Below are 22416 nucleotides of genomic sequence, written 5' to 3' on the forward strand. Positions count from 1 at the left end.
CTCGCGCGTATATCAAAAGCGTTTTCAAGGTGAATAATATGCTCTTTTGTTGGTGGATTATTTATCAATAGGAAATAAAAAAGCCTTGTGGAATAACAAGGCTCTTTATTGATTGAATTGATAGTTATTCAGGAATAGAAAGCAATATGCCGCACTTTTCGCAATAGTCGCCCCATGCTTGATAGGCTTGCTTTCTTTCCTCTAAGTAATCATATCTATCATAGATCGCTTGAATCTTCCCCTTGCCTGTTGAATTATGGGCTATTGCTAATTCTCCAACGACAACAGAAAAGCCAATTTGACTAAGATAAGATCTAAATATTACCCTAAGCCCATGCGCATCTTGTTTATCTCTATAGCCGTTATCTCTTAGTGCATTGCTTACAGTATCTACCCCTATTGTTTTATTTCTGTTTCTCACTCTGGGGAATAGATAGCGACTTGTGCCGTTAAACTGTCTGATTGTGTCTATAAGTTTAATCATCTGTGAAGATAAAGGGATTATATGATCTTTGGGCTGCTCCTTTAGCTTTCTAGTTTGTTTCATATTCTCAGAAGGGATAATGAGCAACTTATTCACATCATCAATAAAAGCCCATTCAATGCTTGTTAGCTCTTTCTGCCTTAATCCTGTGAGTAAATGCAAAGAGTGTATTAAACTCTAGCTTACCTTCATTGAAAGCGGTGTTTATTGCCTTTAATAGCTCGGGTAGTTCTTCGGGTGTAATAGCGGGGTGATTTTTGGCAAGTGGTGCTATAAAGTCATCTTTTGCTAAATTGCAGTTATGCCCCTCTATGATGCCTAGCTTAATACCATAATCTAGCGTAGCTTTCACAAGTCTATGAAGTTTATCAAGGGTATTGCTTGCCCCTATATCTCGATAAACTTCTATTAATAATCTAGGCGTTATTTCTGAAAGTGGTAGTTCTGCAAGTCTAGGGAATATATGCTTTTCTAACCTTTTCCAATTCCTCGCCCTAGTCTCCTCATTATGTGCCTTTGTTGGATATATTTCGGCATACCATTTAGCACAAACATGTTTAAAAGTGTTCTGCCCTAATGCTTGTGCACCTTGTTCTTGCTCTCTGTGTGTTTTTGGGTCAATGTTTTGAGCAAGCAAGGCTAGATAGTCTTCTCTCGTCTTTCTTGCTTGTAGTAGTGATATTTCGGGATATTTGCCGATGCTAATTTCTGTGCGCTTTTTGGTGTAGGGTTTGTAATAGTTAAAGCGCCATATTTTCGAACCGCTAGGCTCTACAGATAAAAAAGTCCGCTGCCGTCTCTTAATGGATAAGCCGTCTTTTTAATCTTCGCTTTCTCTATCTCTGTGTTTGAAAGTGGTTTGATTAATCTTGCCATGAGTTTAGTAGTATAAAAAAAGTAAAAAATAAAGTGCTTTGCGCCCTTTAAAATCAAGGCTCTAGCAATTTTTAGTAGGATAATTTTTAAAATAAAAACGGAATTTGTGATTTTATACTACTAAAATTCATTGCTTTAAACATATAAACACGGATAAACACGAAAGAAGAAAAACAATAAAAGCACGATAAAGCCAGTATTTATAAGGGTTTATTTGATGAAGTTGAAAGAGTGAGAAAGAAGATAAAAGTTAACTTGGTGCCTAGGGTCGGACTCGAACCGACACGCTTTTAAAGGCGGCGGATTTTGAATCCGCTGCGTCTACCAATTTCGCCACCCAGGCAGATGAGAACGGATGCAATTATACGTTTATCTTATGATCTTGCAAGCTAAAATTGTTTTTTATTAAATGGTTGCTTTAATTTTCATCAATATGAATCAGTAAAAATTGGATTTTTTAAATTTTGCTTATAAATAAATCATAGAAGCGGTGTGGTCAACAATCATTTTGCGCAATGATACGAATTAGCATCGGTACAACAAATACGATTGCCACTTAGTCATAATGTTATATCTATGCGAAAACAAAAAAGTGCGGTTATTTTTATTTTATAACCGCACTTTCTCATTAATTTCTGCTATTTCACTTTGCCACAATTCAAACAATATAAATATTGCCCTTTCGGATCATTGAATTTATTTAAAGTCCCTAGTTGCTCAACCATTTTTTGCATTGGCACAGAAAGACCTAAGAAATGTGCAAGATGCTGGCGAAAGCTGTATTCTGAATGTTGCTTAGCATTTTTCATTAACTCCCCCCACAATGAATCTTCTTTTTCAGTTAACCAAATTACCGAAAAATCTTTGATGTCATCTTTGGAGTTTTGCATCACTAATTCTCCCGCTTTTTCTATGGCATCATCAAAACTGCCTAATTTATCCACTAGCTTATGTGAATATGCATCAGTTCCAGTCCATACTTGCCCTTGTGCCACTTTATCAACTTGTTCTTTTGATAATTTACGTCCACGACTTACTACATCTAAAAATTGCTCATATCCATGCTCTATTTCTAACTGGATAATTTCGCCACCTGTTTTAGATAATGGGCTAAAAGGCGATTTCATCACAATATCCGTTGTAGCAACACCATCAGCATTTACGCCAATTTTTTGCATGGACTTTTCAAAGGTTGGGAACATCGCAAAAATACCGATAGATCCCGTGATTGTATTGGGATCAGCAACGATATAATCTGCCGTTGAAGAAATCCAATAACCGCCTGAAGCTGCCATTGCCCCCATTGAAACTACCACTGGTTTACCCGCTTTTTGCAAATTATCTACTTCTTGACGAATAATTTCTGAAGCAAAAGCACTTCCGCCTGGACTATTCACACGCAATACCACCGCTTTAATATTTGGGTCTTGTTGCGCATCACGCAATAATTGTGACACGCTATCGCCGCCTACATCTTGTTCATCGCTTTCGCCATCAATAATTGCGCCCTCCACATTCACAACTGCAATCGTAGGTTGATGAGTTGGGGTAAAACGATCTTTTAACGTAGCAAGGTAATCTTCAAACTCAACAAAATCTAACTCACCGTCAGAATTTGTTACCCAATGCTTAATAATATTCTCTCGCTCTTTCGTTACTGCTAATTCTGTGACTAAACCACGCTTTTTAGTGTATTCAGTTTGATTACCTTTTAATTCTTTTAATTCAGCAAGATAAGTTTTGCTATCGGGTAAAACTTGCTCAAATGGAATATCTCGATTTTCTGCCACAATTTGCTGATAGCTTTTCCATAATTGATTTAACCAACGGCCTGTATTTTCACGGCTTTCTTTTGACATTTGATCAAGCATAAAAGGCTCAACGGCAGACTTATAAGTCCCAACACGGAAAATATGTGACGTCACTTCTAACTTCTCAAATAAAGATTTGAAATACAGATTTTCGGCTACCATACCTTCAATTGCTACTTGCCCTTGTGGATTTAATAAAATCGCATCAGCGTAACTTGCTAATAAATACTGGCTTTGTGTGTAGTTATCGGCATAGGCAATCACAGGTTTCTTGCTATGTTTAAAAGCCTGAATAGCTTTCCCAACATAGGTTAACGCAGGAATATCAGCCCCTTCAAAATAATTCAGATCAAGCACAAGTGCGGTAATTTTTTCATCATTTTTTGCAGATTGAATGACATTGACCACATCAAAGGTTGAAATTTGCTTTGGTACATACTGATTATCTAACTCCAGCAAAAGATTTTGCCAACTCATATCATTGCTGCGATTATCCGCTAAATATCCATCTAAATTTAATCGTAAAGCGCCTTTAAAATGGGTTAAATCCACTTTATTTTGTTGCGAACTTGAAGTGATAGAAAAAATGCTCACAGCAAGTAATACAAAAAGCAGAAAAACTAAATTCATTACGATACGGCGTACAAAATTCAACGCTCTCCAGCAAAGTTTGAAAAACGAAAAAATCGCTTTCATATTATCCTCTCTAAACGAAAAACGAAGGCGCTACCTTACCACAATTCCTTATTGCTGAATATCGATCTAAAGAAAAATATGCTAGAATTCACCGCACTTTTAAAATGAGAAAAATACAGGATAACCATGGACGCATTACAGTTACTTACAACTCGCCATTCAGAAAAAAAATTAACAACGCCAGCACCTAACCAACAACAACTTGAGCAAATTTTTCAAGCAGCATTTCATGCGCCAGATCATGGAAAGTTGCGCCCTTACCGCTTTGTTGTTATAGAAAAAGAAGGCATGAATAAATTTGCTGAATTGCTAAAAGATGCAGTTTTTGAATTAAATCTTGGCGAAGAGCGGTTAAAAAAAGCAGAGAATTTAGCCAAGAGAGCTCCTATGGTCATTGCTGTCATCGCTAAGCTAAATCATGAAATTGAAAAAGTACCAGCTTGGGAACAAATGGTTACCGCAGGCTGCGCAACCTATGCGATGCAATTGGCTGCCAATGCCCAAGGCTTTGATAATGTTTGGATTAGTGGACCTTGGATTAAAGGCTCGGCTTTACGCAATGCCTTTGCTTGCGAAGAAAATGATCAAGTGATTGCATTATTGATGATTGGTACAGCGGAACAAAAAATTGAGCGAGAAAATCGAGAATTTGATTTAGATAAATTTGTACGTTTCCTATAAAGCAAAAGTGCGGTCAATTAAAACCGCACTTTTTTCATCATTGAGTCAACATAGCCTCAAATCTAAATTGAGATGACAAAATTTTCTCCGCTAAGGCTTCAATATTTTGCTGAGTTGCGAACTGTTTCAACTGCTGATCTAAAAACATTAAAGATGGGCTATCTGTAAGAGAATAACTCTGTTCTAATTGAGAAAAAATAGCTAACAAAGATTCCTTCGCTTGTTTTAATTGAGATTGTTTTTCGCTCACTTTTTTCGCTAATAATTCAGGTTCTATCCCCTGTTTAAGCATTTGATCCAACACTCTGTGTGTCAGTTGAGTCAATTCTTTCGCTCTCTCAGGCTCACAACTGAACTCTATTTTCCCCTCAATTTGCGGTGAAAAATGCGGTTGTTCAAACCAAGCATTCACAGAATAGATGCCCGAAGCCTGTTCTCTTAAACTTAAACGTAATTTTTCTTGAATAATATCCGCTAAAATATCAAGCAAATATTCATTTTCGACTCGCCATTGATGATCAGCTGCAAAATAAATTTCTACTTCTGCTCTTGGCTCATGTAAGCCTTTAAAGACTAAGTTCTTACTCGGCACATGGGCTTTGATTGGCTGTAATGCCCTGTTTTGTTTTTTAACAGGAAGGTTAGCTAAATATTTTTCGGCTAAATTTTGCACCGCACTTTCATTAATATCGCCAACAATGAAATAAGTAAAATCCGTCTTATCGGCGATATATTGCTGATAAAGTGCAGAAAGCTGATCCGCACTTAAATTCAAATTATTTATACGATTTGCACCATATATAGTTTCTTGTTGTGGGAAACGCAATTGCTCAACTTTCTGCATAAAAGCTTGTTCAGGGCTTTTTTCACTGATTTCCTCGCGTAAGGACTTACGATAATCCGCTAACGCCTTCGCTGAAACTGGGCTAGCTTGTAGTTTAAGCCTGAATAAGCGCAAAATATCCGCTAAACTTTCCGTTTTTCCTGCAGCGGTAAATCCTTGATGAGCATCATCAATTACTGTAGTAAAGGCAATAGGGCTGTGGCTAAAATACTGATTAATATCTGCCTGAGGAACAATGCCAATCCCCGTATCATCAACCACGGAAATTGCAGCTCTTAATGGGTGATATTGTTGTTTTGGAATAGAGCGTAATCCACCAGCAGTCAAGGCTTTAAAATAAACCTGATTAGGATTTTTATCGCTATACATATAAACCAACTTACTGCCATTACTCAATTGATATTCAGTAATTTTTTGTCCTCGCCATACCTTTTGCTTAGTCAAACTACCTGCAACTAAATCTAATTGAGGCAACTGAACTTGCTTATTATCCTGCTGCCAAGAAGATTGATTTTGCTGTAAAGATTGCTGCCATTTTTGCTCTAACCATTTACTATCAAAAGATAATTTGTGTGGATTTGGCTGAGTAATCAGCATCAATTTAGCTTTTAACTGCAACATCTGCTGAAAAGTGCGGTTAATTTCTGATAAGTTTAGTTGGTTAAGCAAATTATTATTTAATTCATATTGATCTTGTGGGGAAAGCAACACTTGATCATTTGCTACTGTTACCACTAATTCATCTGCAATTTTGATACTGCTGACTTCTAAATGACGTTGTTTAGCATTAAGTTTGTGCAAACGCTGACGTTCTTCATCTAGCTCCGCTTGAGTAAAACCATTTTGAGCAATTTCTGCAATAAAATTAAATAGTTGCTCTGTGGCTTTTTGATAATCAGTATTCTCAAGCTGTAAGGAAAAAGTGGATTGTAAGGTTTGCTTACCTAAATGTTCATGATAAAAATTGGCGGATTTTATGACCGCACTTGAGGATTGTTGTAGATATTTTTCCCATTGCTGCAAACGTAAATTCAGTAAACGAATCACTATTTGTTGCCATAAATTCTCTCGATATTGAGCTACTGTATTAACAGTTTCAGCTGGCTTTAAGAAACTCAATTCCAAGCTTGGCTCACGCATTTCAGCCTCAAATACAGTGGCTAAACGCCATTGTTGTGGTAAAGGAATATCGAAATTAATCTTTGGTAAAGGCTGAGATTGTAAAGGATTTTTGCTAGCGAGCTGCTGCTGAATAAGAGATTCAATTTTAAGTGGGTTTACATCACCTACAATCACTAAACTCACATTATCTGGGCGATACCATTTTTGATAAAAATCTTTTACTCGCTGTGCTGAAACATTTTTAATGACATTGACATCACCAATAGGATCTCGTTCAACATAACGAGAACCCGCCATTTCTATTTGACTTTTTTTATCCCCCAAACGTAGCATAGGACTTAAACGAGAACGCCATTCTTCTAATACAATGCCTCGTTCCGCATCTAAATCTGCTGGCAAAATAGTTAAATGATTTAACCATTGATCTATTACATTTAAAGCTAAACTCAGAGATTCTTGATCATTTTTAGCAATATTTAATACATAAACTGTATTCTCAAAATCAGTAAAAGCATTAATATCACGAGCAAATTTCATACCTAATCGCTCAAGCGCATTAATAATTTGATTTTGCGGATATTGCTGTGAACCGTTAAACGCCATATGCTCCACAATATGAGCCACACCTTTTTGATCATCATCTTCGTGCATAGATCCCGCATTGATAACCAAACGCATATAAACACGATTTTGTGGGAAATGATTAGGTAAAATCACATAGCGTAAGCCATTTTGTAATTGCCCTTGATAAGCCTGTGAATGAAAAGGAAGTTTATCTTTCTCATGAAATGAGGATTGGCAAGCGCCAATCCCCAAAAGTGCGGTTAAAATTAGCAATGTTTTTTTCAACATTAGAATTCATACCCCAATTCAAGCCAAAATTCACGTCCTGCTGCATAGAAACCATAATCTTCACCAGAACTGCCAATGCCTTTACGAGTTTTATTTAGCACATTCAGCACATCCACTTTGGCAAAAACAGAATGTTTACCAAATAATTTAGGTTGCCAACGAATACTGGTGTCCCATTGTGTATGAGTACCATGATTATAGCTGCGATAAACTGGTATATCCCCATGATCATCCACATTAGTTACACCTTTAATTGGAGCCTTAACATAAATTCGGTTAGTCCACTCAATATTATAATTTGGAATTCTCATATCAATGCCAACTCTAGCCATCCACTCTTCACGATGGTTATTAATTTTGGATCTCATATCCAATTCACTCATTAATTTACCATCTAAAATCACTAAGGAATTAGGATCATAACCAACGCCGACATCAATCCCTTTAGTATCTAACCAATCAAATCCCAATGAAGTTGTCCATTCTGTACCAAATAATTTCCAACTGTCCATATTTTGAATTTGCAAAGTATAAACATCATTACTGTAATCCTTACCTTGCTCAAAACGACGATTTCGATCATCACCTCTTAGCACAATACGTTTTTTATTTTTACGATGAATATATCTTGCATCAATAATAAAATTACCTAGTTGTTGATTAACGCCCAAGCTCAGTTCATCAGTAAAAGGTGTCTTCATAGATTGAACTGACTGGTAACGTCTGCCATCTTGATTATCCAAATTATCTAATTTGAAAATTCCCTCAGATAATTTCATGGCGGCAAAAGATCGCCCATAATAGCGATTAGCTCCAAAACTTAATTTAGTTTCCTCAAATGGTTTCCAACGTGCCACAAAGCGTGGGGCAATATTGGTATTTTTTAGGAAATTATCTCGTTCCAAACGCACGCCAGGACGAAATTCAAAATTTTTCCAACTAATTAAATCTTCTGCATAAAGAGCTATATTTTGATAGCTAGTTTGAACTGTTCCCTTTGGAACCTTATTTTCAGAGGAATCTTCAAAAGGAGGAAGTCCCCCTCCAAGCTCAACTCTAGATAAAGTTTTGGCTGTAGCATTTTGATCTCTTTGGAAGCGATATTTAGTGAATTGATAAATACCACCTAAAGATATTGAATGTTGAACACTACCCCAAGCAAAAGGATCCATTGCATATTCACTTGAAAAATGCAAATTAGTCTGTTTCAAGGAACTATTCCCCATTCCTCCACGGGAATATTCTTCTGAATCCCCATCTTCATTAGTCAAGATTGTGGTATCCATATGAGTAGAAGCTGATTTACGCTTATCTTTAAATTCATCATAAGCAAAAGTGTTTGTTAACACACCGCTCTTTAAGGAATGAATCCAAGCTAAAGTAGCACCATAAGCCTGATGATAATCTTGTAGATTACTATCAAGATTAGTCGCAAAGAATTTACTTTCAAGGTAGTTAGAATAGCGCAAACTTAATTCAAAACGATTATCTTCATTGGCAAGATAGTTAAAGTTTAACAACGCATTATCTGCACGGCGTTTATGGTTCTGTTTATCTGAACTAAATTGTAAATTCTCCCCTAATACTAAACGGCGTTGCTGAATATCTGAAGTACGGCGACTAAAACCAGCCACCATACCCAATTTATCAGTTAAGGATTTTTGGGCTGAAATGCTAAAGAAATGTTTACTATATTTAGGTTGATATTCAGCTTGATTACTGACCGGTTCCGCTCTTTCAAATTTTTCTCTATCTTTTTCATCAATATGGAATTTAGCCCAACGAGAGTTGCTGGTTCGATAACGTAACTGTACGCCATCTGTACCATCATATTGCTTGGTTTTCGCCACTACAGCACCACCCGCAAAACCGCCTAAACTGGCAGAAACATCGCTATCATAAACAGTTACTGAAGATAATAAATTCGCATCAAAGAAATAGGCTTGTGCATTACTCGCCATTGGTAAATTCGCCATATGCCCTTCAAAAATATCCGAGCCAAAACCTAAATCATTATTCACATTGACATTATCCACAAAATAACTAGTTTGACTGGCCTCAGCACCATTAATAGAAATTTCTGCAGGCTTGATTTCACCTCGTTGATGGCTGCTTTCATCACTACGTTCAAAACGGATATTAGAATTTGTTTTTAAGAAATCGGAGATATTACCATTAGAATTTGGCGAAGATTTAATTTTTTCTGCTGTAACTTTTTGGCTAGAAGATAGCCCTGAATTTTGTTGGGCATATACGACAATCTCAGGAAGTTGGTTAGTGTTATCTGTTTTATCCTTATCTGCTTCAGCCTGAGCAGACCAAGCTAAACATAAACTAATAGCTAATAGAGTTTTTTTAGGTTTTTTCATGATTATCCTTTTTACTAGATATAAATGATAATGATTTTCATAATTATATAAATAAATTTTTTGATGTAAAGCTGATAATCATATTGCTAGGCAAAATGATAATTTAAGACCAAAGCTCTCTATTATTATAGTAATGCGATATAGGCTTTTTATTTTACCGCTCTTCTATTCTGGGCTATACTGTGCGCCTTCAAGATTGTTGTAAACAGAAGCATTGTAAAATGAAAAAAATTGAGCAGTTATTTGCCAATAACTTCAGTTGGGCAAATAGAATGAAAGAGGAAAACTCTGAATATTTTAAGGAATTAGCAGAACATCAAACGCCAAGTTATCTATGGATTGGTTGTTCTGATAGCCGTGTTCCTGCGGAAAAATTGACAAATTTAGGGCCCGGTGAGTTATTTGTGCATAGAAATGTGGGCAATCAAGTTATTCATACTGATTTAAATTGCCTGTCGGTAGTTCAATATGCCGTTGATGTGTTGAATATTGAGCATATCATTATTTGCGGTCATACCAATTGTGGCGGTATTAAAGCTGCAATGGCTGATCAAGATCTTGGTTTGATTAATAACTGGTTGCTGCATATTCGTGATATTTGGTTTAAACATAGTCATCTACTAGGAAAATTATCTCCTGAAAAAAGAGCGGATATGTTGACAAGAATTAATGTAGCTGAGCAAGTATATAACTTAGGCAGTTCTTCAATTGTGAAGTCAGCTTGGAAAAATGGTAAAAAACTGTCTTTGCACGGCTGGGTTTATGATGTTAACGATGGTTTTTTAATTGACCAAGGAGTAATGGCAACAAGCCGCGAAACCTTGGAAATATCTTATCGCGATACAATTGCAAGATTACTCAAATTAAATGAAGATGAATTGCTCCTAAAACCTCATCAAATAAAGATAGAATAAATAAAATCACACAACATCTTATTAAGTAGAAGGATCATGTCATGATAAACAGCACTTTATATCCTACAGTTTATGTTTTAGGTAATGGGCAGCTCGGCAGAATGTTGCGTTATGCTGGAGCACCTTTAGATATTCAAGTTGAACCACTTGCCTTTGATGCGCCAGTATTTGACTTACCTGCAGACAGTATCATTACCGCAGAAATTGAGCGTTGGGAAAAAACACCTCTAACAGAAATGCTAGCCAATCATCAGAATTTTATTAATCAGAAAGTGTTTGCTACGACAGCAGATCGCTTAACCCAAAAATCCTTACTCGATGAGTTAAATATCTCGACTTCTCCTTGGCAACTGGTAAAAAGTGCGGTGGATTTTTCCAAAATTTTTGCTGAAATTGGCGAGAAGGTTGTCGTAAAACGTCGAATGGGAGGCTATGACGGACGTGGACAATGGATTGTGAATAAAGATAATCAAGATGTGATTAGTGATGATCTTTTTGGCGAAGTTATCGCTGAGAAATTTATTCCTTTTGATTATGAAATTTCTTTAGTAGGTGCGAGATTTAAAAATGGAGAAACGCGTTTTTATCCTGTAACCCACAATCTGCAACAAAATGGTATTTTGCGTTACAGTGTCATGAATGTAAATTTTCCACAGCAATCCACTCAGCAAAAGCAAGCAGAAGCGATGCTCGCTAAAATTATGGATAAATTGAATTATGTTGGTGTGATGGCAATGGAATGTTTTGTTGTAGAAGATCTGTTACTGGTCAATGAATTAGCGCCAAGGGTTCATAATAGCGGACATTGGACGCAGTTAGGTTGCTCTATCAGTCAATTTGAATTGCATCTTCGTGCCTTATTAGATTTGCCAACGCCAGAATTACAAGTCGCTATGCCCTCAGTGATGATAAATTTAATAGGTACAGCGCATAATCCGCAATGGCTTAATTTGCCATTTGCACAATTACATTGGTATGGCAAAGAAGTGCGAGCAGGTCGCAAAGTTGGGCATATCAATTTGACCCATCCAGATACCGCACTTTTAAGAGAGAATTTGCAAAAATTACGCTCTACATTACCTCAAGATTATCAATCTGGTTTAGACTGGACATTAGAAAAATTGAAATAATCTAATAAAAAAAGAGATTTTTAATATTTTTTATAAAATAAAAATCAAATAGTTAAATTTAACTTAAGCAAGCACTTGCAAAAACTGTTTTTTATCAGTATAAAGAAACCCATTCAAACACAACTATTTATTGAGGAAATGATTATGTTCGAGAATATTAATGCAGCACCAGCGGATCCAATTTTAGGTTTAGGGGAAGCTTTTAAAGCTGAAACTCGTGCCAATAAAGTTAACTTAGGTATTGGCGTTTATAAAGATGCTCAGGGTAATACGCCTATTGTGAAAGCCGTTAAAGAAGCTGAAAAACGTTTATTTGATTTAGAAACCAGCAAAAACTATTTAACTATTGATGGTGTTGCTGAATTTAACGAATATACAAAAGAATTATTATTTGGTGCAGACTCTGAAATTGTTAAGCAAGGACGTGCTAAAACAGTACAAAGTTTAGGTGGAACAGGCGCATTGCGCATTGCGGCTGAATTCATTAAACGTCAAACCAAATCTCAAAATGTTTGGATTAGCACTCCAACATGGCCAAATCATAATGCAATTTTTAATGCAGTTGGCATGACAATTCGTGAATACCGTTATTATGATGCAGAAAAAAAAGCATTAGATTGGGATAATTTAATTGCTGATTTAAGCAATGCTGGCGAAGGTGATGTCGTGTTATTACATGGTTGCTGCCATAACCCAACAGGAATTGACCCAACACCAGAACAATGGAAAACATTAGCTGAAATGTCAGAAAAAAATGGTTGGTTACCGCTCTTTGACTTTGCTTATCAAGGTTTTGCTAATGGTTTAGAAGAAGATGCTATTGGTTTACGTACTTTCGCACAAAATCATAAAGAATTATTAGTGGCAAGTTCTTATTCTAAAAACTTTGGTTTATATAATGAGCGTGTGGGTGCCTTTACTTTAGTCGCGGAAACAGCAGAAATTGCAGCAACAGCATTAACCCAAGTTAAATCTATCATTCGTACCCTCTACTCTAACCCAGCCTCTCACGGTGCGGCAACAGTATCTATCATTCTTGGCGATCAAGAATTACGTCAACAATGGGAAGCAGAACTTACCGAAATGCGCAACCGTATTAAGCAAATGCGTCATCAATTTGTTGAGTTATTAAAAGAATATGGTGCGGAGCAAGACTTTAGTTTCATCATTGAACAAAATGGTATGTTCTCTTTCAGTGGTTTAAGTCCCGAACAAGTAGACCGCTTAAAAGAAGAATTTGCGATTTATGCCGTGCGTTCAGGACGAATTAATTTGGCTGGTGTAACAGAAGATAATATTCGTTATTTATGTGAAAGTATTGTTAAAGTCCTATAAAGTAATCTAACCGTATTTGTAAAGTTAAGTAAAGAAGGGGTCAATTATTTGATCCCTTCTTTTAAGAAGTATAAAATCCCCTCCCACATGACGCTTTCTATTAATCATCTAATTTACATTTATTTTAGAGTCACTATGAAATTAAAACTTACCATTTCTCTTCTTTCGATAGTAGGTATGTCCGCCTGCTCAACATAAACAATTGTGGAAAATAGAAGTTGTGATCGATATGAAGATTTCCCATGGTATAAAACATGGAGTCAAAATTGCTCTTCTGCTGATAACTCTAATAGTAATTCATCAGAATATTCAAGTTTGAGAGAAACAACTAGCTCAGCAAATGACATCTCTAGTTCAGAGAATAGAGATGGTGTAACCGCAGGTCTAGGTGCTGGCACTTCTGGTTCAGGTGCTGGTGATGAAAACGGTGGTTCAACAGTAGGTACCCCTAATGCCGAGAATAATAATGCGACAAGCACTGATACAACAGGTGGCCCAACAAACTCAGGAGATAATGGTACAGAAAGCAATCCAAATACAGAGACTGATGTTAATACTGGCGACGACAATAGTGAGGGAGATGGGGAAGATGGGGAAGATGGTCTTTGGCAGGATCTTTGATCCTATAATTGTTTTTAAAAACTGAGTTATAGCAAATATCTATCAATCAGATTTTACAACTATTTTCCATTACCCAGACTAAAAATGCCTTTAATGGATTTTCATTAAAGGCATTTTTATTTTAAGTTAAGCTCATAAACTAAGACTTATAACCATTCGGATTATTTTTTTGCCAATTCCAAGTATCTTTCATCATTTGAGTTAAATCTCGTTCTGTTTTCCAGCCTAGTTTTTCCAGGGCTTTTTGTGGATTGGAATAGCAAGTGGCAATATCACCCGGACGACGAGCCACAAGTTTATAAGGCACTTTAATATCATTTGCGGTTTCAAAAGCATTTACCATATCTAATACAGAATAGCCTGTACCTGTGCCTAGATTATAAACATGGTAACCTTGATCATTTTGATGTTTTTCCAAGGCTTTTAAATGCCCAATGGCTAAATCAACTACATGAATATAATCACGAACTCCCGTTCCATCATGAGTATCATAATCGCTACCAAAAACAGAAAGTTGTGGTAATTTACCTACTGCCACTTGGCTAATATATGGCAATAAATTATTTGGAATACCATTAGGATCTTCACCAATTAACCCACTTTCATGCGCACCAACTGGATTAAAATAACGCAAAATAACAACGCTCAATTGCGGATTTGCATTAACCGCATCTTGTAAAATACGTTCAACCATAAATTTAGACGTACCATAAGGATTGGTTGTACCACCAACTTTGCAATCTTCAGTGATTGGAATAATTTCAGGATCGCCATAAACCGTTGCGGATGAACTAAAAACTAAGTTATATACGCCAGCTTTTAGCATTTCTTCCAATAAAGTAATTGAGCCTGTTACATTGTTTTGATAATAATGTAGTGGCTTTTGTACGCTTTCCCCTACTGCTTTCAAACCAGCAAAATGAATTACTGCGTCGATTTTATGCTGTGAGAAGATACGTTGTAACATTGCACGATCTAAAATATCGCCTTGATAAAAAGTCACTTCCTTGCCTGTAATTTGCTGTACTCGCTGTAATGAAATTTCAGAAGAATTAGATAAATTATCTAAAACAACAATTTCAAAATTATGATTAAGTAATTCAACAACCGTATGTGAACCAATGTATCCAGCGCCACCAGTAACTAAAATCGCCATGTTTTACTCCTAGATGAAATATGAAAAATAATCGTGGCTTATTCTACACCTATTTTAAAACCTGCTCTAATAAAAACCGCACTTTATAGAGTCAGATCAATATAAAGTGCGGTTTAATTTAAAGGAATTTTGAAGGCGCTAAACTACAAACAATTCTTTTCGCCACGAGATAAGCTAATTAAACCTGAGCGAACAATTTCAATAAGCTGACTTTCCTCTTTTATGGCATTGATAAAAGCATCAAGTTTGTCTTTAGTACCCACTAATTTTTGTTGTGACATCGACGATTTGCCCACGGAAAATTTCTGCTAAGCGTTTCAATTCATCACGAGATGAGCCTTGTGCTCGGACTTTAATAAGCATAACTTCTCGCTCAACATGCTCACAATCGCTTAAATTAATCACTTTAAACACATCAACTAATTTATGTAATTGCTTTTCTATTTGTTCCAACACTTGTTCATCGCCATAGGCTTCGATAGTCATTCTAGATAATGTGGGATCATCTGTAGGTGCAACTGTTAGACTTTCAATATTAAAAGCTCGTTGTGAAAATAAACCAACAACACGAGATAAAGCGCCCGATTCATTTTCTAATAAAACTGATAAAATTCTACGCATTATGCATTCCCCACTTTAGTTAAAATCATTTCATTCATTGCACCACCACGCACTTGCATTGGATAAACATGTTCGGTTTCATCCACTTTAATATCCACAAAAACTAATTTGTCCTTAATTGCAAAAGCCTGTGCTAATTTTTCTTCAAGTTCATCTCTTGTATCAATCTTAATTCCTACATGTCCATAAGCCTCCACAAGTTTGACAAAATCAGGGAGCGAATTCATATAGGATTGGGAATGACGTCCTGAATAAATTAAATCCTGCCATTGTTTAACCATACCTAAGAAACGGTTATTTAGGCTAATAATCACAACAGGAATACCATATTGCTGCGCAGTAGAGAGTTCTTGAATATTCATTTGAATACTACCATCTCCAGTAACGCAAACCACTACTGCATCAGGATGAGCAAGTTTTACGCCCAATGCGGCTGGCAAACCAAAGCCCATAGTCCCCAAGCCACCAGAATTGATCCAACGACGTGGCAAATCAAAAGGATAATGTAAGGCTGCAAACATTTGATGCTGACCTACATCAGAGGCAACATAAGCCTTCCCTTCAGTTAAACGATAAACCGTTTCGATCACTTGCTGCTGTTTAATCACATTACTTTGGCGATCAAACTCAAGGCATTTTTTTGCTTTCCATTGATTAATTTGCGCCCACCAATCATCAAGATTAGATTGTGCATTTGCTAAATCCTCAACTTCTAATAAAGATAAAAACTCGTCTAAAACAAACTCCGCACTTCCTACGATTGGAATTGCAACAGGTACATTTTTAGCAATCGACGTTGGGTCAATATCAATATGAATAACTTTGGCATTTGGGCAATATTTCGCTAGATTATTTGTTGTACGATCATCAAAGCGAACACCTAATCCCACAATTAAATCACTTTCATGCATCGCATTATTTGCTTCATAGGTTCCATGCATACCAAGCATACCTAGACATTGCTTGTCAGTACTTGGAAAAGCACCTAGTCCCATTAATGACAAAGTGACTGGTAAATTAAGTTTGTGCGCAAGTGCGGTCAGTTTTTCACTACAATTTGCAGTAATCGCTCCTCCACCAACAAATAAAACTGGCTTTTTGGCAACCAAAATGCTTTTAAAGCTTTTTTGATTTGCCCTTTATGACCTTGGATAGTAGGGTTATAAGAACGCATACTAATATCTTGCGGATATTCATAAGAGAATTTATTGAGTGGATTCACTACATCTTTAGGAAGATCAATTACCACTGTACCAGGACGCCCCGTCGAAGCGATATAAAAAGCCTTTTTAATGATTTTAGGAATATCTTCTGTATTTTTTACTAAAAAACTGTGCTTAACCACTGGACGAGAAATGCCTACCATATCACATTCTTGAAAAGCATCACTGCCGATTAAATTGGACATCACTTGGCCAGATAAAACAACTAAAGGAATAGAGTCACTATAAGCTGTTGCAATCCCTGTAATTGCATTTGTTGCACTAGGCCCTGAGGTTACCAAAACACAACCAACTTCGCCTGTAGAACGAGCATAACCATCAGCCATATGCACTGCTGCTTGCTCATGACGAACTAGAATATGCTCAATACCACCTAGCGTATGAATAGCATCATAAATATCTAATACCGCTCCGCCAGGATAACCAAACACGAATTTAACCCCTTGATCTCTCAAGGATTGCACAACCATTTCTGCGCCTGATAATTTTTTCATTTTTACCTCTCAAATAACTACATTCTTAGATGTAACTAAATAATTGTTAAACATTTTTTATCTTACTGAAAATCAAGATATTATCCACTAAACAATATTAACAATTTTGTTACATTTTAAAATTCAAATAGATATAAATTTCAAAAAATTCAATATTTTTAGTTTTTTATAAAAAACAAATAGTTAATAAGAAAAAAATACGGCATTAAGCCGCATTTTATAAAATAAAAATATTATTTTTCTAATGTGATAAAGATCACATTTTATCGTTTTCTTAAAATCAAAATTAGTACAGCTAAAGTTATAGCGGTAGCAACAAAACCTAGTAATCCTGATAGAGTAAAGCCCACCACTAAATATCCTACAATAGTAGCTGCTGCTAAGGTTAATGAATAAGGTAACTGTGTTGTTACATGATCCATGTGATCACATTTCGCACCAGTAGAAGACAAAATGGTTGTATCAGAGACTGGTGAACAATGATCTCCACAAACAGCTCCAGCCATGACAGCAGATAGACAAGGTAGCATTAATTCAGGTGCAGAATTTGCTGCAATTGCAGCTGCAATTGGTAGCATAATGCCGAATGTTCCCCAGCTAGTTCCTGTTGAAAAAGCCATCACAGCTCCGAGAACAAAAAGTAGAGCTGGTAAAACTTCAACAGGAAGACTACCTGATACAAGGCTAGATAAATATGTCCCTGTATGCATATCTTTGACCACAGAATTGATAGTCCACGCAAAGCACAAGATTAGAATCGCACCTGACATCGACTTCGCTCCTAATCCCCAAGATTTGATATAGTCGTTCAAATTCACTTGACGATCAACTAAAATACAGAGAGTCGCCATAATGACAGATGTCGTACCACCGACAACAAGAGAAATGCCAACTGTAGTATTTTCAAATGCGCCTAGCACACTAAATTCTTGACCATCAGCCATTAATGCCTGTCCTCCTGTATACATCATCATTACAACAGTTGCCACAATCAATATAACTATAGGTAGAACAAGATTACGCACATGCCCTTTAACACTTGTTTCAGTTTCTGCATCTGTATCTGCTATTTCTAATGCTAATCTCTCATGTCTAGCCATTGAACCAATATCAAAGGAAAAATAAGCCACAAAGAAAACTAATAAAATAGAGAAAATAGCATAAAAATTCATTGAACTCATTGCCATAAATGCCCCAATAGGAGAATAATCTGTAATGGCATAAGTCGCTAATAAGCCTGAAATCAAAGTGATAATGTATGCACCCCAACTAGAAACAGGCATCATCACACACATAGGCGCTGCGGTAGAATCAAGAATATAAGCTAGCTTTGCACGAGATACGTTGAATTTGTCTGTAACAGGACGAGCTATAGCACCAACGGCTAAACTGTGGAAATAATCATCAATAAAAGTAACAAAAACCAATGCAGCAGCCATTAATTTAGCGCCGCGACGCCCCTTAATACGTTTCTGTGCCCATTCAGCAAAAGCTTGATTGCTCCCAGAAACAGTTAAAAGTGCGGTTAATACGCCAAGCAAAATTAAAAATAGAATGATATTGATAGTATCCCAAGCAAACGCTATCGAACCATTTTCTTCGACACTATAAATTAAGCCTGAAACATGACCCCACAAATAAGGAATACTATCTAAGACAGAGGTATTCTTGGTTAGCATTAATGCACCAGTAACAATACCAATACTTAAAGATAAAATAACTCTCCGAGTAACAATAGCTAACAATAAAGCTAAAATAGGCGGAATAACCGAATAAATAGATGTGGAATAATTTACAAGTTCCATTTTGTTCTTCCTAATATTAAGGGAGAACCACTGAGATTAATATTTTTAGAATTAAAATAAGGCAGGCAAAACGATACCAACCTAACCAGTAGCGCTCCATAGTGAATAAAATACTATGACAGTGACGTTTCTTTCAAAGACGCCCCCAACCAATAAAAATGACTTTTTATTGATTTCGGCAACTATTCCTTTCACTTTTTTTCATCGTTATCCACTCAAAAAAGCTACTTATAATAGTTGCACCTCTACATACGTAGGACTTGGTAAGATTACAATAAGAAAATCAAAATTCCAATAGTTAATTAAGACAAATAATCCATAAATATTAAATAAGTATTATTTTTAAAAATTAGGATTTACCTTAAAAATTTTTTTCGCTATTATTTGAGAGTATTTATATTTACTTAACATAAAAATTATTAAGGAATAAAAATGTCTGAGTTATCAAAAGTACTAACTAGTATTCGATCATTACGTGCTGCTGCAAAAGAATTAACGCTAGAAGAATTAGAGGGCGCATTAGAAAAATTGCAAGCTATTGTAAATGAACAACGTCAAATGATTGAAGAAAACCAAAAAAAAGAGCAAGAACGCTTAGAACGTATTGAAAAATATAAAGAATTATTAGCACAAGATGGTTTAACTTTAGCAGATTTAGCTGATAATCCAACCACAACAACTAAACGTCCTCGTAAGAAAATGAAGCCTCGTAAAGCGAAATATCAATATATTGATCAAAATGGACAAGTAAAAACTTGGACTGGTCAGGGTAGAACACCTTCAGCTATTCAAGCTGAATTAAATGCGGGAAAATCATTAGCTGATTTTGCCATCTAATTATTTTCATAAATAAAGCCCAATTTTGGGTTTTATTTATTTCTAACTACAGCAAATATCACAAGATAAATTAATATTGATTATGATTGAAAATAAAATTTTATTAACAGATTGCCCTGATGATAAAGGTTTAATTGCTAAAATTACTAATATTTGTTACAAACATCAGCTAAATATTATTCATAATAATGAGTTTGTTGATTTTGAAACTAAGCATTTTTTTATGCGTACTGAACTAGAAGGCATTTTTAACGAACAAACGTTACTTGCTGATTTAGAATATAGTTTGCCTAAAGGAACAAATTGCCGTTTAATTAATACAAAAAGAAAGCGTATAGTTATTTTAGTCACAAAAGAAGCGCATTGTGTAGGCGATATTTTAATGAAAACCTATTATGGCGGATTAAATGTAGAAATCGCTGCAGTTATTGGAAATCATGAAACTTTACGCTCATTAGTAGAACGTTTTGATATTCCTTTCCATTGTGTAAGCCATGAAGGATTAACTCGAGTAGAACATGATAAATTACTGGCTGAAAAAATTGATGAATATGCGCCAGATTATATTGTGCTAGCCAAATATATGCGCGTTTTAAATCCTGAATTTGTCAGCCGCTATCTAAATAGAGTGATTAATATTCATCATTCATTTTTACCTGCCTTTATTGGTGCCAAACCTTATCATCAGGCTTATGAAAGAGGGGTAAAAATTATTGGTGCAACGGCACATTTTATTAATAATGAGCTCGATCAAGGACCAATTATTATGCAAAATGTCATTAATGTTGATCATACTTACAACGCTGATGCAATGATGAAAGCAGGGCGAGATGTAGAAAAAACAGTATTAAGTCGAGCTTTAGATTTAGCATTACATGATCGCATTTTCGTCTATCAAAATAAAACTATCGTTTTATAAAATCTATATACGTTCGCAAAAAAATCTGCCTCTATAATAGAGGCAGATAATTAAAGTAAAACTCGATAAATATTATTCAATGGTTCTTAATAATTCATTAATACCCACTTTCCCTAGAGTTTTCGCATCCACTTTTTTCACAATAACTGCACAATAAAGATTATATTTACCGCACTTAGAAGGCAAGCTGCCTGATACAACTACAGATCCTGCTGGAACACGTCCATAGAAGACTTCGCCTGTTTCACGATCATAAATTTTTGTTGATTGACCGATAAATACGCCCATTGAAATAACACAGCCATCTTCAACAATCACGCCTTCTACAATTTCAGAACGTGCGCCAATAAAACAGTTATCTCCAATAATGGTTGGATTTGCTTGTAATGGCTCCAATACACCACCAATGCCTACACCACCAGATAAATGTACGTTTTTACCAATTTGTGCACAAGATCCCACTGTTGCCCAAGTATCAACCATGGTTCCCTCACCAACATAAGCACCAATATTGACAAAAGATGGCATTAACACAACGCCTTTAGAAATATGAGATCCTTTACGCACTACTGCTCCTGGTACAGCTCTAAATCCTTCCGCTTTGAAACGTTCTGCATCATAGTCAGCAAATTTTACTAGTACTTTGTCATAATATTTTGTTTCAGCACCATCAACTAATGCATTGTCATTTAAACGGAAAGAAAGAAGCACAGCTTTTTTCAACCATTGATTAACAACCCACTCGCCTTGCTCATTTTTTTCAGCAACACGATATGTCCCATTGTCTAACCCTTCAATAACTTGCTCTACCGCGGATCTGAGTTCTGCATCCGCATTTGCTGGGGTAATTTCTGCTGCACGTTCAAATGCGCTTTCAATAATGTTTTGTAAGTTTGACATATTTTTTCCTATAAAAAGTAAATAAAAAGTGCGGTGTCTTTTGTACCATATTTCCAACTAAAACTCATCTTTTATTATTAAATCAGTAACATTATCAGTCTTGAAAGAATAAAAGGTTAAAGTCCATGCTTAAATAGAAAGGACTGAGTTTAATTTCTAACTCAGCCCTTTAAAATAAATATCTAATTTCGGTATTAAGCTTATTTACTTAGATCAATTTGATAAATCGCAAAACCTGTTTCATTGTTATTAAGATAGGTCATTGGATATTGTCCTTTCTCTTTAATGAAGGCTTTTGCTTTATCACTTGGTGAAGTTTCAAAGCGAATATCTAATTTAGCTTTGCTTGCGATTGGAGCAAAACTCCAGTTTTTGTCTGCTGCAGGGCTAACATGACCATGAGTTTTACTTTCTGTAGTGATGTAATTCGCTAGAATTTGGCGGTTTTCATCAGGCGCTGCAAAGACAATATGGCTGTCGCCAGTGCCAGGGAATTTATTGCTGTACGCACGATAGTTATTGGTTGCAATTAAAAATTCCGCTTTTGGATCAACTGGTTTGCCGTTGTAGGTTAAATTTACAACACGATGCGCTTTATCATTGATAAGTTTGCAATCGCCATCGTAACGAGCTGGCTGGGTAATATCGTATTGATATTGTAATGGTCTAACCAATTGCAACAAACCAAAGACTGTTTTTGATAAACTTTCTCAAAATGGAGAACAG

Annotated in this window: 16 protein-coding genes, 1 tRNA gene, 3 pseudogenes and 1 riboswitch; of the genes and pseudogenes, 7 read left to right on the plus strand and 13 right to left on the minus strand. The window is 35.9% G+C overall.

The window, feature by feature from the left end:
• Nucleotides 1-124: 124 nt before the first annotated feature.
• From B0186_RS11935 to sppA, 5 genes and pseudogenes are all read right to left on the minus strand, one after another.
• Entirely contained in the window at nt 125-646 is a 522-nt protein-coding gene (locus tag B0186_RS11935) for a site-specific integrase (RefSeq protein WP_235817152.1), read from the minus strand.
• Nucleotides 600-1121 (minus strand): tyrosine-type recombinase/integrase, encoded by a 522-nt coding sequence (locus B0186_RS11940; RefSeq protein WP_235817153.1) that lies wholly within the window; start codon nt 1119-1121, stop codon nt 600-602. Before B0186_RS11940 ends, B0186_RS11935 begins: the two co-directional genes overlap by 47 nt.
• Nucleotides 1122-1136: 15 nt before the next feature.
• Nucleotides 1137-1289: pseudogene (locus tag B0186_RS12185) on the minus strand (integrase arm-type DNA-binding domain-containing protein); the annotation flags it as partial.
• Between the two features lie 327 nt (nt 1290-1616).
• Nucleotides 1617-1703, minus strand: a tRNA-Leu gene (locus B0186_RS01610).
• Between the two features lie 295 nt (nt 1704-1998).
• Nucleotides 1999-3867, minus strand: coding sequence for a signal peptide peptidase SppA (sppA, locus tag B0186_RS01615; protein ID WP_078217638.1), 1869 nt, complete (start codon nt 3865-3867; stop codon nt 1999-2001).
• 126 nt (nt 3868-3993) lie between these two features.
• Between sppA and B0186_RS01620 the strand changes: the two genes are divergently transcribed.
• Entirely contained in the window at nt 3994-4548 is a 555-nt protein-coding gene (locus B0186_RS01620) for an NAD(P)H nitroreductase (protein WP_078217639.1), read from the plus strand.
• 37 nt (nt 4549-4585) lie between these two features.
• Here B0186_RS01620 and B0186_RS01625 read toward each other — a convergent pair whose 3' ends face one another.
• Nucleotides 4586-7366, minus strand: coding sequence for a M16 family metallopeptidase (locus B0186_RS01625; RefSeq protein ID WP_078217640.1), 2781 nt, complete (start codon nt 7364-7366; stop codon nt 4586-4588).
• A complete protein-coding gene (locus B0186_RS01630) occupies nt 7366-9735 on the minus strand; it encodes a TonB-dependent receptor plug domain-containing protein (RefSeq protein WP_078217641.1) in 2370 nt (789 codons plus the stop codon). The genes B0186_RS01625 and B0186_RS01630 overlap by 1 nt, the downstream gene beginning before the upstream one ends.
• Nucleotides 9736-9956: 221 nt before the next feature.
• On the opposite strand from B0186_RS01630, the gene can reads away from it, so the two are divergent.
• The 4 genes from can to B0186_RS01650 all read left to right on the plus strand — a co-directional run bounded on the left by can (nt 9957) and on the right by B0186_RS01650 (nt 13735).
• Entirely contained in the window at nt 9957-10649 is a 693-nt protein-coding gene (gene can, locus B0186_RS01635) for a carbonate dehydratase (protein WP_078217642.1), read from the plus strand.
• A 41-nt stretch (nt 10650-10690) separates the two neighbouring features.
• Nucleotides 10691-11779 carry a 5-(carboxyamino)imidazole ribonucleotide synthase gene (gene purK / locus B0186_RS01640; RefSeq protein WP_078217643.1) on the plus strand — a complete coding sequence of 363 codons (1089 nt, stop codon included), beginning with the start codon at nt 10691-10693 and terminating at the stop codon, nt 11777-11779.
• A gap of 144 nt (nt 11780-11923) precedes the next feature.
• Nucleotides 11924-13114 carry an amino acid aminotransferase gene (locus tag B0186_RS01645; RefSeq protein ID WP_078217644.1) on the plus strand — a complete coding sequence of 397 codons (1191 nt, stop codon included), beginning with the start codon at nt 11924-11926 and terminating at the stop codon, nt 13112-13114.
• Between the two features lie 204 nt (nt 13115-13318).
• On the plus strand, nt 13319-13735 hold the full coding sequence (locus tag B0186_RS01650; protein ID WP_078217645.1) for a hypothetical protein: 417 nt from the start codon (nt 13319-13321) through the stop codon (nt 13733-13735).
• 139 nt (nt 13736-13874) lie between these two features.
• On the opposite strand, the gene galE is transcribed toward B0186_RS01650, so the two are convergent.
• From galE to B0186_RS01670, 4 genes and pseudogenes are all read right to left on the minus strand, one after another.
• Nucleotides 13875-14891 carry a UDP-glucose 4-epimerase GalE gene (gene galE / locus B0186_RS01655; RefSeq protein ID WP_078217646.1) on the minus strand — a complete coding sequence of 339 codons (1017 nt, stop codon included), beginning with the start codon at nt 14889-14891 and terminating at the stop codon, nt 13875-13877.
• A gap of 143 nt (nt 14892-15034) precedes the next feature.
• Nucleotides 15035-15512, minus strand: a pseudogene (gene ilvN, locus B0186_RS01660) (acetolactate synthase small subunit).
• Nucleotides 15512-17229, minus strand: a pseudogene (locus tag B0186_RS01665) (acetolactate synthase 3 large subunit). The pseudogenes ilvN and B0186_RS01665 overlap by 1 nt, the downstream one beginning before the upstream one ends.
• 263 nt (nt 17230-17492) lie before the next feature.
• Complete coding sequence (locus B0186_RS01670) at nt 17493-19034, minus strand: Na+/H+ antiporter NhaC family protein (RefSeq protein WP_078217647.1); 1542 nt, start codon at nt 19032-19034, stop codon at nt 17493-17495.
• Between the two features lie 81 nt (nt 19035-19115).
• Nucleotides 19116-19290: riboswitch (Lysine riboswitch) on the minus strand.
• 176 nt (nt 19291-19466) lie between these two features.
• Between B0186_RS01670 and B0186_RS01680 the strand changes: the two genes are divergently transcribed.
• Both B0186_RS01680 and purU read left to right on the plus strand, forming a co-directional pair.
• On the plus strand, nt 19467-19871 hold the full coding sequence (locus B0186_RS01680; protein WP_078217649.1) for an H-NS family histone-like protein: 405 nt from the start codon (nt 19467-19469) through the stop codon (nt 19869-19871).
• Nucleotides 19872-19953: 82 nt separating this feature from the next.
• Nucleotides 19954-20790, plus strand: coding sequence for a formyltetrahydrofolate deformylase (gene purU / locus B0186_RS01685; protein WP_078217650.1), 837 nt, complete (start codon nt 19954-19956; stop codon nt 20788-20790).
• A gap of 72 nt (nt 20791-20862) precedes the next feature.
• Here purU and dapD read toward each other — a convergent pair whose 3' ends face one another.
• A complete protein-coding gene (gene dapD, locus B0186_RS01690; RefSeq protein WP_078217651.1) occupies nt 20863-21690 on the minus strand; it encodes a 2,3,4,5-tetrahydropyridine-2,6-dicarboxylate N-succinyltransferase in 828 nt (275 codons plus the stop codon).
• 200 nt (nt 21691-21890) lie between these two features.
• Nucleotides 21891-22373, minus strand: a complete 483-nt coding sequence (locus B0186_RS01695; protein WP_328587426.1) for a 5'-nucleotidase C-terminal domain-containing protein — start codon at nt 22371-22373, stop codon at nt 21891-21893.
• Nucleotides 22374-22416: the final 43 nt, after the last annotated feature.

This window comes from Canicola haemoglobinophilus (assembly GCF_002015075.1).
Taxonomy (GTDB): domain Bacteria; phylum Pseudomonadota; class Gammaproteobacteria; order Enterobacterales; family Pasteurellaceae; genus Canicola; species Canicola haemoglobinophilus.